The sequence below is a fragment of the Legionella massiliensis genome (assembly GCF_000756815.1).
Classification (GTDB): Bacteria; Pseudomonadota; Gammaproteobacteria; order Legionellales; family Legionellaceae; genus Tatlockia; species Tatlockia massiliensis.
Genome location: NZ_CCVW01000002.1, coordinates 541799 through 556833, shown reverse-complemented (window position 1 = coordinate 556833; position 15035 = coordinate 541799). Strand labels below are relative to the sequence as shown.

Here is a 15035-nt window from a genome sequence, read left to right as displayed (position 1 = left end):
TGTTTGGACAAAAAACATGGTGGGTAATTTTAAGGTGATTGGATTTAAATTACTACATTAAGGTTGATATATTTGAAATTAGTTTAGCGCGTTACATTAACTTGAATGTTCGCTGCGTTCTTAATCGCATGGGGCTTGCTAACTGAGATGCTAACTTGTTGAATTTTAAACTCTGTCTTAATTAAATTAGCAATCTTATCAGCAACCGTCTCAATTAATTGAAAAGAATTCGTTTCGATATAAGCAGTGACTAACTGACAAAGCCTGTCATAATCAATTGTTTTGCTGAGCTCATCTTCACAAGCGCTAAAGTCGGCTGGGATTGTTATATCAATCAGAAGACGCTGCAAGATTTGTTGTTCCCAGGCATGAACACCAATGTGAGTTTCTACAGCTAAGCCTTTAATATGTAAAGAATCCAAGTTAGTCACACGCTAAAAATAATTTGCGGCTAGCATAGCAACCATCATCTGACTTTTCCATAATTTGTGGTAAGAAGACCTCCTTGTCTCAATACCAAGTCATCCAGAGCGTAGCGAAGGATCTCCCGAATGTGGCAGAGTGCGAATATCGGAGATGTCTCTCTACGTCCCAAAGAGTACGTCATGTCGAGCGTAGAGAGACATCTCCTGAATGTGGCACAGTGTGAATCTCGGAGATCCCTCACTACGTTCGGGATGACGGAGGGCTTTGCCCCTAAGGGGCTGGAGCGCTCTGGATGACGTTAACTTAATTGCAGTGAATCAAGGGACAACTAATCTTCCTCTCCTGAAGAAAAAAAATCTGACTAGTGCTAGAATCGCAACTTTGTTTGACTTATCTAGGATCCCTAATGTCTGAGATTGCGGAGTCTTTATTTATTCGAGCGCTTCAACGCAAACCCCTACCACGAACGCCGGTCTGGTTTATGCGCCAAGCTGGTCGTTATCTACCAGAATATCGCCAAGTGCGTGCTCAAGCAGGTGATTTTCTAAGTCTCTGTAAAAACCCAGAGTTAGCTTGTGAAGTGGCTTTACAGCCTTTAAGACGCTATCCACTTGATGCGGCAATCTTATTTTCTGATATCTTGACTATCCCTGATGCGATGGGTTTAGGTCTTTATTTTGCAGAAGGGGAAGGACCTTGTTTTCGTAGACCGCTACGCGATAGCCAGGCCATTGAAGCCTTAACTATCCCAAATCCTAGGGAAGAACTTGCCTATGTTATGGATGCCTTAAGTCTGATTCGGCGGGAAATGCCCCAAGATTTGCCCCTGATTGGTTTTTCTGGCAGTCCGTGGACACTGGCCTGTTACATGGTCGAGGGTAGTTCAAGCCGCGATTTTAAACAGATTCTCCGTATGCTTTATACCCAGCCTGAGCTAACACATTTACTCTTAGCCAAGCTTGCTCAGGCAGTGAGCGCCTATCTTGATGAGCAGGTCAAATCAGGGGCAAACGCTCTAATGATTTTCGATACTTGGGGAGGAATTCTAACCACCCAGAACTATCAGGATTTTTCACTTAATTACATGACTAAAATTGTGCAAGAGTTAAAGGTTAAGCACCCGCAAATCCCCATTATTCTTTTTACCAAGGGGGGAGGGCAATGGTTAACACGCATAGCCGACAGCGGTTGCGATGCCTTAGGTTTGGATTGGACTTGTGAACTAAGTAGAGCGCGGGCTTTAGTTGGCGATAGGGTAGCGCTGCAAGGTAACCTTGATCCTGCTGTATTGCTTAGCAATACTGAAAGTATACGCTATCAGGTAAAGCGAGTGCTTGCTTCCTTTGGCCAGGGTAGTGGCCATGTTTTCAATCTAGGTCATGGGATTACCCCCGATGTTCCCCCTGAACATGTTAAGGCGATGATTGAGGCCGTGCATGAATATAGCCCTGGCTATCATGGTGGTTGATTATGATAATCAAGAGTGATTTTAAGCCAGCCTGGTGGTTGGCTAATTCGCATACGCAGACGCTTTATTCAACCCTAATGCGCCGCATCCAGTCACCGGTGGATTTCATGGAGCGTCTTGAATTAGCCGATGGCGACTTTATTGATTTGGCTTGGGCTATCAATGGTTTGGCAAAGGATACGCCGCTTATCGTTTTTTTACATGGCTTGGGTGGCTCAATGGACTCAACCTATGCCGCTGGCCTGATGCATGAGTTTAATCGCTGTGGCTGGCGAGCAGTGCTTATGCATTTTAGAGGCGCTTCCAAAGAACCTAATCGTTTAGCACGCGCCTATCATTCCGGTGATACCGCTGATGTTAATTATCTGCTCCATCTTTTGGCTGAGCGTGAACCAGAAACTAAGAAAGCAGTTGTTGGTGTTTCTTTGGGAGGCAATGTTTTATTGAAATGGCTGGGGGAAACCGGCGAGCAATCGATAATTCAAGCCGCTGTTGCGGTCTCTGTGCCCTTTCAGCTCCGTATGGTCGCGGATCGTATAAGCACAGGATTTTCGCGAATTTACCAGGAATATTTATTGCGACGTTTACGACGAGTGTTTGAACGTAAACAGACCTATTTCACTCAGGATAATATGCCAAGGGAACTACAGGATATGCATAAATGGCAATGTTTCTGGACCTTTGATGAAAATGTCACTGCACCGCTACATGGCTTTAAGCATGTTCATGATTATTATAGAAAATCCAGTTCAAGGGCTTACCTTGCTAAAATTAAAACCCCAACCCTAGTGATCCATGCCTTGGATGATCCTTTTATGACCCCTAAGGTAGTGCCCCAGGCAGAAGAGCTCGCTCCGGATGTTATTCTCGAATTAAGTGAGAAGGGAGGACATGTTGGTTTTATTGCGGGCAGGTTACCAGGCAAACCGGTTTATTGGTTGGAACAGCGGATTCCAGCTTATTTGAGGGGTGTTTTTGAGAGGGATGATCCCCTCACCTCCCTTGGGCACAGCCATTAACTTAAGGCAGTGCCTTGGGGGGAGAGGAGATTCAATTATAAAGTATTAAACTGCTTACTCAACTGAATGGCCATTTCCAAGGATTGCTCATAATTCAGGCGCGGATCAACCAAACTGCGATAAGCACGCTTTAAATCTTCCTCATTTAAGCCACGTGCGCCACCAATACATTCAGTAACATTGTCGCCGGTAAGCTCAAAATGTACCCCGCCCAGATAGCTATTTGCTTCGCGATGAATTTTAACCGCCTGCTGTAATTCAAAGAGGATATTATCGAAATGCCTTGTCTTAATTCCATCAGCGGTAGTTTCGGTATTGCCATGCATGGGGTCACAAGACCAGGTAACAGGGCATTTAGTTTCTTGCACAGCCTTAATGAGAGAGGGTAGCAACTTATCAATTTGTTTGGCGCCCATTCGAGTAATCAGCAGTATTCGTCCTTCCTCATGCTTAGGATTCATCAACTCAATAATTTCCTGCAACCATTCTTTGGTTGCACTTGGCCCAACTTTAATACCAATTGGATTTTGAACGCCGCGCAAAAACTCTAAATGCGCGCTACCTATTTTCGCTGTCCGCATTCCAATCCAGGGCAAATGAGTAGAGAGATCATACCAATTGCCATCGTGGAGGTTGCGAGTCAATGCTTGTTCGTAATGTAGATGGAGTGCTTCATGAGAGGTATAAAAATCAACCTTGTTCAGGTTTGAAGAACGAAAACCATCAATTGCTTCCATAAATTCCAGCGACTCAGAGAGCGAACGCACAATGGCATGGTATTCATCAGCCTGAGGTGAATGCTCCACAAAGCGCAGATCCCAGAGTTGCGGATGATTCAAATCGGCAAAGCCCCCATCTAGCAAAGCGCGAATAAAATTCAGAGTCATTGCGGCACAGCTATAGCCTTGCAGCATTAATTTAGGGTTGGGTGTACGCGATGCAGCGTCAAATTGTTGGGAGTTGACCAAGTCACCACGGTAACTGGGTAGAGTAACACCATCAATCGTTTCCTGATCAGAAGAGCGTGGTTTAGCATACTGACCAGCTATACGGCCAATACGGATGATCGGTTTGCGCAAGCCATGAATCAATATAAGACTCATCTGCAGAAGAATCTTCAATTTGTTACTAATGATATCTGAACGGCATTCATCGAAGGATTCAGCGCAATCACCACCTTGCAAGATAAAGGCTTCGCCCCGGCCTGCTTTGGCAATCGCCTTCTTCAGATTTTTGACCTCACCACTGGTGACAAGGGGAGGGAGCTGGCTTAATTGTTCAACTACCCGATCGAGCTGATTTTCATCAGGGTAATTAGCAGATTGCTCATAAGAAAAATTTTGCCATGATTGTGCTGACCACTCTCGCATAATGAAAAAAAACCTCTTGTTTATCTATACTACTGAGTATGCGATGAATGAACAGTTGGTGCAAGTTATTAAGTAGGATAAGAATCGCTTAAAATATTCTGCAACTGGGGGCTTGAATTTTTAGTTCGAATCCCCACCTAGTTTCACCAATGTATTCAGGAGGCTTCTATGAGTAAAGATCAAGGTAAAGACTGGCAGAAATTTAAAGATGAAAAAGAGGAAGCTGAATTTATGGATGAAATGGAACAGGATGATGAAGGTGGCGAAGGGGGCTCTGAGGCTGCCCTAGAGCATCCGACTTATGCCATCCTTGAAGAAAAACTCACTCTGGCAGAGCAAAAAGCCCATGAAAATTGGGAAAAAGCCGTGCGTGCAATGGCTGAGTTAGATAATGTTCGCCGACGTGCAGAACGAGATGTTGCTAATGCACACCGTTATGGCCAAGAAAAACTGATTCATTCCTTTTTACCTGTGGTTGATAGTCTTGAGCAAGCGATCCAGCTGACTGAGAACAAGGTAGACGATAGCATGCGTGAAGGCTTGCTATTAACCATGAAATTGTTCCTTGATGCATTGCAGAAAATGGACGTTGAACAAATCGACCCTCAGGGCGCTGTTTTTAATCCTCAAGAGCATGAGGCAATGTCTATGCAGGAAGTACCTGGTGCGGAACCCAATACCGTTCTAACGGTCTTCCAAAAAGGCTACAAATTGAATGACAGAATCATTCGTCCGGCGCGGGTTATTGTGTCAAAACCAAAACCAATAGATGAAAAAGCTTGAAATTAGTAGATCTCACCCCATATTGAGAACTATTGCGTAACCAATTAAATAGATCGGAGCAAGAACAAATGGCAAAAATTATCGGAATTGACCTGGGTACAACAAATTCCTGTGTGGCTGTAATGGAAGGCGACAAACCACGTGTAATCGAAAATAGCGAAGGACACCGCACTACTCCGTCAATCGTTGCTTATACCAACGATGATGAAGTTCTCGTTGGACAAGCAGCTAAGCGCCAGGCAGTAACGAATCCTGATAATACTCTCTATGCTGTCAAACGCCTGATAGGTCGTCGTTTTGATGATGCTGTTGTGCAAAAAGATATTAAAATGGTTCCCTACAAGATTGTTAAAGCAGACAATGGCGATGCTTGGGTTAGTGTCAAAGGCCAAGATAAGGCGCCACCGCAAATTTCTGCAGAAGTTTTACGCAAAATGAAGAAAACCGCTGAAGATTATTTAGGCGAAGCAGTGACTGAAGCGGTTATTACTGTACCTGCTTATTTCAACGATTCCCAACGACAAGCAACTAAAGATGCTGGACGGATTGCTGGTCTGGAAGTTAAACGGATCATTAACGAACCAACTGCAGCAGCCCTTGCCTATGGTATGGATAAAAAACGCGGCGATTCAGTTATTGCTGTTTATGACCTTGGTGGTGGTACCTTTGATATTTCAATTATCGAAATCGCTGAAGTTGATGGTGAGCATCAATTTGAAGTATTGGCTACTAATGGTGATACCTTCCTCGGTGGTGAAGACTTTGACCTGACTCTAATCGAGTACCTGGCAGCTGAGTTTAAAAAGGATACTGGTATTGATTTGCATAATGATCCTTTAGCATTACAACGTCTGAAAGAAGCGGCTGAGAAAGCGAAGATCGAATTATCTTCTGCACAACAAACCGATGTTAACCTGCCTTACATCACAGCTGATGCCTCAGGACCAAAACACTTAAATATCAAACTAACCCGTGCAAAATTAGAGTCACTGGTTGAAAAGCTAGTTGAGCGTACTATTGATCCTTGTAAAACTGCGCTTAAGGATGCTGGCTTGAATGTTTCACAAATTAACGAAGTCATTCTTGTTGGTGGACAAACAAGAATGCCTATGGTGCAAAAGACAGTACAAGATTTCTTCGGCAAAGAACCAAGAAAAGACGTGAACCCTGACGAAGCGGTTGCTGTAGGTGCTGCGATCCAGGCTGCTGTGTTATCAGGCGATGTGAAGGACATCCTGTTACTTGACGTAACACCACTTTCTTTAGGTATCGAAACCTTAGGTGGAGTGATGACCAAGTTGATCGAGAAAAACACGACAATCCCAACCAAAGCAAACCAGGTATTTTCGACTGCTGATGATCGTCAGACTGCAGTAACTGTACACGTGTTACAAGGTGAGCGTGAGCAAGCGTCTGCGAATAAATCTTTGGGACGTTTCGATCTGACTGATATTCCAGCTGCACCTCGTGGGGTGCCACAAATTGAAGTGACCTTTGATATTGACGCGAATGGTATCTTGAATGTTTCTGCAAAAGACAAGGCAACAGGTAAGGCGCAATCTATCGTGATCAAGGCATCCAGTGGTTTAAGCGATGCTGAAGTTGACGCTATGGTTAAAGATGCGCAAGCCCATGCTGACGAAGATAAGAAATTCAAAGAAATGGCAGATATCCGCAATCAGGCCGATAGCCTAATCCACAACAGCGAAAAATCATTAAAAGATTTAGAAAATGAAATGGGCGCTGATGAAAAACAAGGTATTGAAAAAGCTATCGCTGAGTTGAAAGAAGTAGCAAAAGGCAATGATAAAGCGCTTATTGAAGAAAAACTAAACACTTTGTCTGATCTTTCTGGTAAAATGGCTGAACGTGTTTACGCGAAGAAAGCGGCTGAAGGCCAGCCAGCACCAGAAGGTGCAGCTCAGGAGCCACAAGCACATGAATCAGCTAAGGCTGAGGAAGGTGTCGTTGATGCTGAGTTTGAAGAAGTTAAGGACGAAGATAAGAAGTAATTAAGATAGGTCGGCTCCCTCTCGCCGCTGCGCTCCCAAAGACGTACGTCATGTCGAACGTAGAGAGGCATCTCCTAAGTGTAGCACTGTGCTAATCCCGGAGAGCCCTCACTATGTTCGGGATGACGAGGCCTTTATTGATGTTTGTCCTTAAGGGGCAGGGGTGCTCAGGATGACGGTCTCCAAGGGGCATGGGAATTATTTTTTTAGGCTACTAGCCTCTAACTAACAATTGGTGTTTGAGTTATGGAACAGAAGGATTATTACGAGATTTTAGGTATTAGTCGCAGTGCTGATGACGCCGAAATCAAAAAAGCTTATCGAAAGCTAGCGATGAAATATCATCCCGATCGTAACTCAAACGACAAAGAAGCCGAAGAAAAGTTTAAAGAAATCCAAAAAGCCTATGGTGTCTTATCTGATCAGCAAAAACGAGCAGCCTACGATCGTTTTGGCCACGCAGGTGTAGATGGCGCTGCTGGTGGTGCTGGCGGTTTTGGTGGTTTCGGTGGCTTTGGTGATGTTTTCGAAGATATCTTTGAAAATATTTTTTCCGGTGGTCGTGGCCAAGGCCGACAATCCCGTGGCCAGCGCGGTGCTGATTTACAATTCAATGTTAGCTTGACCCTTGAAGAAGCGGCTATTGGCAAGCAAATAGAAATCACTGTTCCTCGACATGTAGGCTGCCAAAGCTGTGATGGTTCTGGAGCAAAAAAAGGGTCAACACCTAAATCCTGTGAAACCTGTAATGGTGTGGGGCAGGTTAGAATTCAGCAAGGCTTTTTCTCAATCCAGCAAACCTGTCCAAGTTGTCATGGCGAGGGTAAGGTCATTACCGATCCATGTACAAGCTGCCATGGTCAGGGTCGAGTACGAGAAAGCAAGAAATTAACGGTTAAAATTCCTGCCGGCGTGGATAACGGTGATCGTGTTCGTTTAAGCGGAGAAGGTGAGGCCGGTATTTATGGCGGCGGGCCTGGCGATTTATACGTACAGATTAATGTAAAAGCCCATACAATATTTGAACGTCATGAGAATGATTTGCATTGTGAAGTACCCATTAGCTTTAGCACAGCAGCTCTTGGCGGTTCTATCGAAGTACCAACACTCGAAGGTAGGGTGACTCTTAAAATCCCTAGTGAAACACAAACCGGTAAAACCTTCCGTATGCGTGGTAAAGGCATAAAATCGGTGCGAAGCCATGCAATAGGTGATTTGCTTTGCCGAGTGGTTGTGGAAACACCAGTGAATCTCTCGCGTGAACAAAAAGAATTATTTACTCAGTTGCAAACCTCTTTGGATTCTAGTAAGAGCCATTCGCCTCGTACTAGCTCTTGGTTTGATGGGGTAAAAAAATTCTTTGAAGACATGAAATTTTAACCGGTCTACGGTACAATCGCTTATTTTGTCTCGGACTAAGAGCCTTATATGTATACCAAACCTGCGATATTAGTTCTTGCTGATGGTACGATTGTGCATGGAATCTCGGTAGGTGCCAACGGTGATTGTGTAGGCGAGTTAGTGTTTAACACCGCTATGACTGGTTATCAGGAAATGCTTACTGATCCCTCTTATGCCAAACAAATTATTACTCTGACCACCTCCCATGTTGGCAATACCGGCTGTAATGCCGAGGATATGGAGTCTTCACGTGTATGGGCTGCTGGCCTGGTAATGCGTGATTGCTCTTTGTTGCCTTCCAATTACCGTTCTACGCAATCCTTGCCTGATTGGCTTAAAAAGCATGGCATAGTGGCGATTGCTGGTATCGATACCCGTCAATTAACAGTTCGTCTACGTGAACAGGGTGCTATAGCTGCCTGCATTAGCACGAATGTCAATGAACCTGAATTGGCTTTGGCTAAAGCGCGTTCTTTCGATGGGATGGAAGGAGCTGATTTGGCGTCAGAGGTATCGCGGCAAACAACAGAACGTTGGCATGAGGGGCGGGGAGAATGGGGAACAGCTTCCAAGCCCTCTCAATATCATGTTGTAGCCTATGATTTTGGTGTCAAACATAATATTTTGCGTATCCTGCATGACAAAGGTTGCCATATCACTATTGTACCGGCCAAAACTTCCGCAGCAGATGTTTTAGCCCTTAATCCAGACGGTATATTTTTATCTAATGGACCTGGCGATCCCCAAGCTTGTGATTATGCGATTGCGGCAACAAAGGAGTTTTTAGAAACTGGTCTTCCCATTTTGGGAATTTGTTTAGGCTTCCAAATACTCGGCCTTGCGAGTGGTGCAAAATCATTGAAAATGAAATTTGGCCATCATGGCGCCAATCATCCTGTGGTTGAGGTTAAAGAACCAAAGCGTGTGCTGATAACAAGTCAGAACCATGGATTTGCAATCGATGAAGAAACCTTACCTGATTATCTTGAGGTGACTCACCGTTCTCTCTTTGACCAAAGTTTACAAGGAATTCGGCATAAGCATAAGCCGGTTTTGGGTTTCCAGGGGCATCCTGAGGCAAGTCCCGGACCACACGATATCGAAATAATATTCGATGAATTTATTGCATTAATGGGTGCAAAGGCATCATTGCGACTAAGTTAAGGAATTTTATAACCGTTCGGGCTGAGGAGGCTTTTAGGCCGTCTCGAAGCCTTACACAGGTGACGCTTCGAGACGTGTGCTTGCGCACGCTCTCAACGCGGACGGTTTTGATGGATCATCTAACTTAATGGCAGTGTGCCCAGGCATCCCCTAAGTCATTATATAAAGAGGAACTAAGGTGAGCGATTTTCATGTTTTTACTTCAGAGTCTGTTTCAGAAGGGCATCCCGATAAGATAGCCGATCAAATTTCTGATGCAATTTTAGATGCGATTCTGGCCAAGGATCCCAAAGCCCGCGTTGCCTGTGAAACCTTTGTTAAAACAGGTATGGTGTTGGTTGGTGGTGAAATAACAACCTCTGCCTGGGTCGATGTTGAAGCTATCACTCGTGAGGTGATTAAAGAGATTGGTTACAATAGCTCAGAAATGGGTTTCGATTGGGCCTCTTGCGCAGTACTTTCGGCAATTGGCAAACAGTCACCAGATATTGCTCAGGGCGTCGATAATAAAGACACAAAAATTCTTGGTGCTGGTGATCAGGGACTGATGTTTGGCTATGCCAGCCGTGAGACAGATGTCTATATGCCTGCGCCGATAGCTTACTCGCATCGCCTTATGGCGCAACAGGCAGAGATGCGCAAGAGCAATAAGTTACCTTGGTTGCGTCCTGATGCTAAATGCCAGCTCACCTTTAAGTATGAGCAAGGAAAACCTGTAGCAATTGATACCGTAGTCTTTTCTACTCAGCACGCTCCTGAGATCAGCCACAAAGATCTGGTAGAAGCTGTTCGTGAAGAAATTATTAAACCAATTTTACCTGCTGAATGGCTTTCTGCGACAACTCGCTATTTTATTAATCCAACAGGTCGTTTTGTTATTGGTGGTCCCTTGGGCGACTGCGGTTTAACAGGTCGTAAAATAATTGTGGATACTTATGGTGGTATGGCACGCCATGGTGGTGGTTGTTTCTCAGGGAAAGATCCTTCAAAAGTAGACCGTTCTGCCGCCTATGCAGCCCGCCATGTTGCTAAAAATATCGTTGCAGCAGGCATAGCTGATAAATGCGAAATTCAGGTTTCTTACGCAATCGGTATTGCTGAACCGACCTCTATTTCAATTGATACCTATGGCACCGGGCGCTTAGCTAATAATGTAATTATTGATTTAATTAACACGCATTTCGATTTGACCCCGCAAGGCATTATTGATCATCACGATCTATTAAGACCTATTTACCAGCAAACGGCTGCTTATGGTCACTATGGTCGTCCAGGTTTACCTTGGGAGCGTTTGGATAAGGTTGATGCTTTAGCAAAGGCTTTATAAGCTAATCATTTGAGGAAAAAGAATGAAACACGATTTTAAAGTAGCGGATCTAGCGCTTGCCGATTGGGGCCGCAAAGAAATTGCAATTGCTGAAACTGAGATGCCAGGCCTCATGGCTTTGCGCAAAGAGTTTGCAGCACAACAGCCTCTAAAGGGCGCTCGAATTGCTGGCTGTTTGCATATGACTATTCAAACTGCTGTTTTAATTGAGACTCTCTTAGCTCTGGGTGCTGAAGTAAGATGGTCATCCTGTAATATCTTTTCTACCCAGGATCATGCGGCAGCAGCAATTGCTGCAGCTGGGATACCTGTTTTTGCCTGGAAGGGTGAGACTGAGGAAGAATACTGGTGGTGCGTCGAGCAAACCCTGAAAGGACCAGAAGGCTGGGTTCCTAATTTGCTGCTTGATGATGGCGGTGACGTCACTCAGATCGTCCATGAAAAATATCCAGAAATTCTTGTGGATATCAAGGGGGTGTCTGAGGAAACAACGACAGGTGTTAGCAGACTTTATGAAATGGCTAAAAATGGTCAATTAAAGACACCTGCTATCAATGTTAATGATGCAGTGACCAAGTCTAAATTTGATAATTTATATGGTTGCCGAGAATCCTTGCTTGATGGCTTAAAACGAGCAACTGATGTGATGGTAGCTGGTAAGGTCGCGCTGATCCTTGGTTATGGCGATGTAGGTAAGGGCTGCGCACAAGCTTTGCGTGGTCAAGGGGCAACGGTCTGGATTAGTGAAATCGATCCAATCTGTGCTTTACAGGCGGCGATGGAAGGCTATCGCGTGGTAACTCTTGATGATGTGGCCGAGCAGGTTGATATAGTTGTTTCGGCAACTGGAAACTACCATGTTGTTCGCCACGAGCATATGTTACGCATGCGTAATCAGGCTATCTTATGCAACATTGGCCATTTTGATTCAGAAATCGATATTCAAAGTTTAAGACAATACACCTGGGATAATATTAAGCCACAGGTCGATCATGTTATCTTCCCTGATGGCAAGCGAATTATCATTCTTGCAGAGGGTCGTTTGGTTAACTTAGGTTGTGCAACTGGACATCCTAGCTTTGTGATGTCGGCCTCATTTACTAATCAGGTTTTGGCTCAGATTGAATTGTTCCAAAATGCGCATCATTATGAAAACCAGGTCTATGTATTACCCAAGCACCTTGATGAGAAGGTTGCTCGTTTGCATCTGGACAGAATTGGTGCGAAATTAACACAATTAACTGAAGAACAAGCCAACTATATTGGCGTTCCAGTGAATGGGCCCTATAAGCCTGAGCACTATAGATATTAAGTGTTGCATGGCTAAATAATTATTGGTCGCGCCCTACGCTTGCTGTTGTCATTGCGAGGAACGAAGTGACGAAGCAATCCAGGGTTCGAAGCTCAGAACTCTAGATTGCTTCACTACGTTCGCAATGACAGCAAACGGTGTAATCGGTCAGCCCCCGCTCCAGTATCGAATTCCCGCGGCTTGACCGCGGGATCTGCTGGTTAGAAGCTCTTCACTATGAGCCTATAGATCCCGCGGTCAAGCCGCGGGAATTCGGGAAGAGGGCTGACCTATTACCAAAAGGTTGCTTATTTGCACGACAATACCTCTTTGTGGTGAAGCATCAGTTTGTAAGTAAGGAGTAATCATGCGTTACCAAGCTGGCATCACCGGACTAATGCTTTTATCCCTGACTCATAGTGGATTTGCCCTTGATGAGACAGGGATCCGAGTCATTATCAAATACAAGCAAGCTACAAGTCCTAGCTCTTTGAAAAAACAGCTCAAACAGACAACTAATCTTTCCCCGACAACTCTGAAACCCATAGCCGGTGGCGCCTATGTCTTAACCTTCGATAGCCAAGCCAGGCCGAAAGGAATTAAAAATTCTGATAGTACTGAAGCTGTATTAGCGACGTTGCGCCAGAACCCCAATGTTGTCTATGCAGTTAAAGATCGAATAGGGCATTTTATAGCCCCACCACAATTGCAACTAACAGAAAGCAGCATTTTAGTTTCGCATGAAGCACAATGGGACGAATTTGCAGCACCTGGCGGGATAATGCTTGAATCCGTTGCTGGTTTTCGCGATGGCGCTTGGTCTTACACTAGTGGCCAAGCGCCCCAGCCTATTGTTGTAGCGGTCCTTGATACGGGGATAGCTGCACATCCTAGCTTGATTAATAATCTGATTAAAGATGAACAGGGTAATTTTCTAGGCTGGAATTTTGCGGCTAATAATGCGGATACTTTCGATGAAACTGGTACCTTCCATGGCACTCATGTGGCAGGAACAATTGCCGCCTATGGAAACGTGATGCTTGGGGTAGGAGAGCATTTAAAGATTTTGCCCGTTAAAATCCCTGATAGCAGCGGTATGTTCTATGAAAGTCAGGTGATTAATGCAATTTACTGGTCGGTTGGTGGCGATATACCAGGGGTGCCAAAGAATCCCTATCCAGCCAAAGTGTTAAACATGAGTTTTGGTGTTGATGAGCGGCCTGGGAAGGAGGTGGAGCATTGCGATCTTGCCTTACAAGAGGCATTAGATTTTGTTCGTTCTAAGGGAGCGGTGATTACAGTAGCTGCAGGTAACGAAAACAAATTAGAAAATTATTCTGCTCCTGCTGTTTGCCAGTATGCTCTTAAAATTGCTGCAACCGGCCCTACGGGTTTTCGAGCTTATTACTCCAATTACGGCCCCAGTATCAGTTTTGCAGCACCAGGTGGTGATCTCTTTTACGGTAAACAAGGCGGAATTTTATCGACAGTAAATCCGGGTGGTGGCTATCAATATTCTGGTTTTGATTTCTACCAAGGTACTTCTATGGCTGCTCCGCATGCCGCAGGTGTTGTAGGTTTAATCTATGCAGTCAGCAAGGACTCAGTTTCTGTTGAACAAGTGGAGAAAATCCTAGTAGCAACAACACATGCCTTTGGCCAGAACAAGGATAATAGTAATTCCTGTGTAAGCAATAAATCCTGTGGCACAGGTATTTTAGACGCAAATAATGCGGTAAGAGCCGCCATAGCGGATTATGATGATATTTTCATCATACCGGCAACCTGCGACACCTTAGAGCAAGGCAAGAGCAAGTGGTTCCATGTTAAAGGGCTATGCCAGGACAAGACAGATTTAACCCCGCCCCAGTTATCACAGACTGAGCAGGGAAAGATAGAGCTTAGATATGGTCAAGTGACCTATCGTCTAGATGATTCAGCTTTTACGCTCTGCGAGATTATTGGGGTGAGAGGTCTAGGTTGTTACTCCTAGGTAGGCTGCATTTTGTTTTGAAAAAAAAGAAATCCCACTCGGATTTTTCCCTTCGCCCCTCAGGGGAGAAGGCGCCCGCAGGGCGGATGAGGGGTTGCCGATTCGAAGCTCTATGACGAAATAAGAGTTGTGAAAAATATAAATACTTGTTAATTAGACCCATTTATCGAATAATCCCCACCGCCTATTAGGCAAACAAGTCTGATTAACAAGGAAGAAATAAAAATGAAATTTTTCAAATCGAAGTTATCCTATGATCTCGTCCTGATTTTTTTCTTAACCCTAAATCTTATTGGCTTCTCAGGGGCTGTTCGGGCCGAAAAATATCTTTTATGCGGGCCTGATGAAGATGGCTGCTATCGTGATATCTATGTCTGGTGCTCTTGTATACCCTATGACGAGCTTCATGGAGAGCAGCCCTATTGTCTTGATTTTGATGAGCTGCGCTGCCATCCCCTGTCCTCGATGCCTGGTTGTTCTCCCTCACTTACTTTTAAAAACCAGGCCAGTTGCCTTGGAGTGATTTTTCAAAGTGAACCAACCCCTGGGTGTAAAAAGACCACCCGTATGTTCTGTGAGCGTTATCGTATACCCAACTGTGATATGGATGGCTATCCAGAAAGCTGTCGGTCATAACGATCGCAGGCTGGGTTGACAAGCCCAATGGCTCTTAGAAAGCTGTGTAAAAAATGCTTTTTGTCCCCTCTCCTCCGCGCGCGGAGGAGAGGGGAACTTTTTGTGCAGGAATTTGACGACCTCATCGACGATCATTTTTTGTATA

12 protein-coding genes are annotated in these 15035 nt (G+C 44.7%); 10 read left to right on the top strand and 2 right to left on the bottom strand.

Annotation, left to right across the window (positions count from 1 at the left end; genetic code table 11):
• Window positions 1-83: 83 nt before the first annotated feature.
• Window positions 84-422 (bottom strand): dihydroneopterin aldolase, encoded by a 339-nt coding sequence (gene folB / locus BN1094_RS09540; protein ID WP_043874593.1) that lies wholly within the window; start codon window positions 420-422, stop codon window positions 84-86.
• A 410-nt stretch (window positions 423-832) separates the two neighbouring features.
• On the opposite strand from folB, the gene hemE reads away from it, so the two are divergent.
• Both hemE and BN1094_RS09530 read left to right on the top strand, forming a co-directional pair.
• Window positions 833-1894, top strand: a complete 1062-nt coding sequence (gene hemE, locus BN1094_RS09535; protein ID WP_043874184.1) for a uroporphyrinogen decarboxylase — start codon at window positions 833-835, stop codon at window positions 1892-1894.
• 2 nt (window positions 1895-1896) lie between these two features.
• Window positions 1897-2913: a hydrolase gene (locus tag BN1094_RS09530; RefSeq protein ID WP_043874183.1), complete on the top strand. Its 1017-nt coding sequence runs from the start codon at window positions 1897-1899 to the stop codon at window positions 2911-2913.
• Between the two features lie 35 nt (window positions 2914-2948).
• Here BN1094_RS09530 and BN1094_RS09525 read toward each other — a convergent pair whose 3' ends face one another.
• A complete protein-coding gene (locus BN1094_RS09525) occupies window positions 2949-4283 on the bottom strand; it encodes a 3-deoxy-7-phosphoheptulonate synthase class II (protein ID WP_043874182.1) in 1335 nt (444 codons plus the stop codon).
• Window positions 4284-4451: 168 nt separating this feature from the next.
• On the opposite strand from BN1094_RS09525, the gene grpE reads away from it, so the two are divergent.
• From grpE to BN1094_RS09485, 8 genes are all read left to right on the top strand, one after another.
• Window positions 4452-5066, top strand: coding sequence for a nucleotide exchange factor GrpE (grpE, locus tag BN1094_RS09520; protein WP_043874181.1), 615 nt, complete (start codon window positions 4452-4454; stop codon window positions 5064-5066).
• Window positions 5067-5134: 68 nt separating this feature from the next.
• The gene (gene dnaK / locus BN1094_RS09515) at window positions 5135-7078 is read left to right on the top strand and encodes a molecular chaperone DnaK (RefSeq protein ID WP_043874180.1); all 1944 of its coding nucleotides are present in this window, start codon (window positions 5135-5137) and stop codon (window positions 7076-7078) included.
• A gap of 246 nt (window positions 7079-7324) precedes the next feature.
• Complete coding sequence (gene dnaJ, locus BN1094_RS09510) at window positions 7325-8458, top strand: molecular chaperone DnaJ (protein ID WP_043874179.1); 1134 nt, start codon at window positions 7325-7327, stop codon at window positions 8456-8458.
• A 48-nt stretch (window positions 8459-8506) separates the two neighbouring features.
• The gene (gene carA / locus BN1094_RS09505; RefSeq protein ID WP_043874178.1) at window positions 8507-9643 is read left to right on the top strand and encodes a glutamine-hydrolyzing carbamoyl-phosphate synthase small subunit; all 1137 of its coding nucleotides are present in this window, start codon (window positions 8507-8509) and stop codon (window positions 9641-9643) included.
• Between the two features lie 178 nt (window positions 9644-9821).
• Window positions 9822-10970: a methionine adenosyltransferase gene (gene metK / locus BN1094_RS09500; protein WP_043874177.1), complete on the top strand. Its 1149-nt coding sequence runs from the start codon at window positions 9822-9824 to the stop codon at window positions 10968-10970.
• A gap of 22 nt (window positions 10971-10992) precedes the next feature.
• Window positions 10993-12282 (top strand): adenosylhomocysteinase, encoded by a 1290-nt coding sequence (gene ahcY, locus BN1094_RS09495; RefSeq protein WP_043874176.1) that lies wholly within the window; start codon window positions 10993-10995, stop codon window positions 12280-12282.
• Window positions 12283-12628: 346 nt separating this feature from the next.
• Complete coding sequence (locus BN1094_RS09490) at window positions 12629-14254, top strand: S8 family serine peptidase (protein WP_043874175.1); 1626 nt, start codon at window positions 12629-12631, stop codon at window positions 14252-14254.
• A gap of 225 nt (window positions 14255-14479) precedes the next feature.
• Window positions 14480-14890, top strand: coding sequence for a hypothetical protein (locus BN1094_RS09485; RefSeq protein ID WP_052403223.1), 411 nt, complete (start codon window positions 14480-14482; stop codon window positions 14888-14890).
• Window positions 14891-15035: the final 145 nt, after the last annotated feature.

Coding starts and splice junctions, on each gene's coding strand:
- hemE (WP_043874184.1), top strand. CDS start 833: ATGTCTGAGATTGCGGAGTCTTTATTTATTCGAGCGCTTCAACGCAAA.
- BN1094_RS09530 (WP_043874183.1), top strand. CDS start 1,897: ATGATAATCAAGAGTGATTTTAAGCCAGCCTGGTGGTTGGCTAATTCG.
- BN1094_RS09525 (WP_043874182.1), bottom strand. CDS start 4,283: ATGCGAGAGTGGTCAGCACAATCATGGCAAAATTTTTCTTATGAGCAA.
- grpE (WP_043874181.1), top strand. CDS start 4,452: ATGAGTAAAGATCAAGGTAAAGACTGGCAGAAATTTAAAGATGAAAAA.
- dnaK (WP_043874180.1), top strand. CDS start 5,135: ATGGCAAAAATTATCGGAATTGACCTGGGTACAACAAATTCCTGTGTG.
- dnaJ (WP_043874179.1), top strand. CDS start 7,325: ATGGAACAGAAGGATTATTACGAGATTTTAGGTATTAGTCGCAGTGCT.
- carA (WP_043874178.1), top strand. CDS start 8,507: ATGTATACCAAACCTGCGATATTAGTTCTTGCTGATGGTACGATTGTG.
- ahcY (WP_043874176.1), top strand. CDS start 10,993: ATGAAACACGATTTTAAAGTAGCGGATCTAGCGCTTGCCGATTGGGGC.
- BN1094_RS09490 (WP_043874175.1), top strand. CDS start 12,629: ATGCGTTACCAAGCTGGCATCACCGGACTAATGCTTTTATCCCTGACT.
- BN1094_RS09485 (WP_052403223.1), top strand. CDS start 14,480: ATGAAATTTTTCAAATCGAAGTTATCCTATGATCTCGTCCTGATTTTT.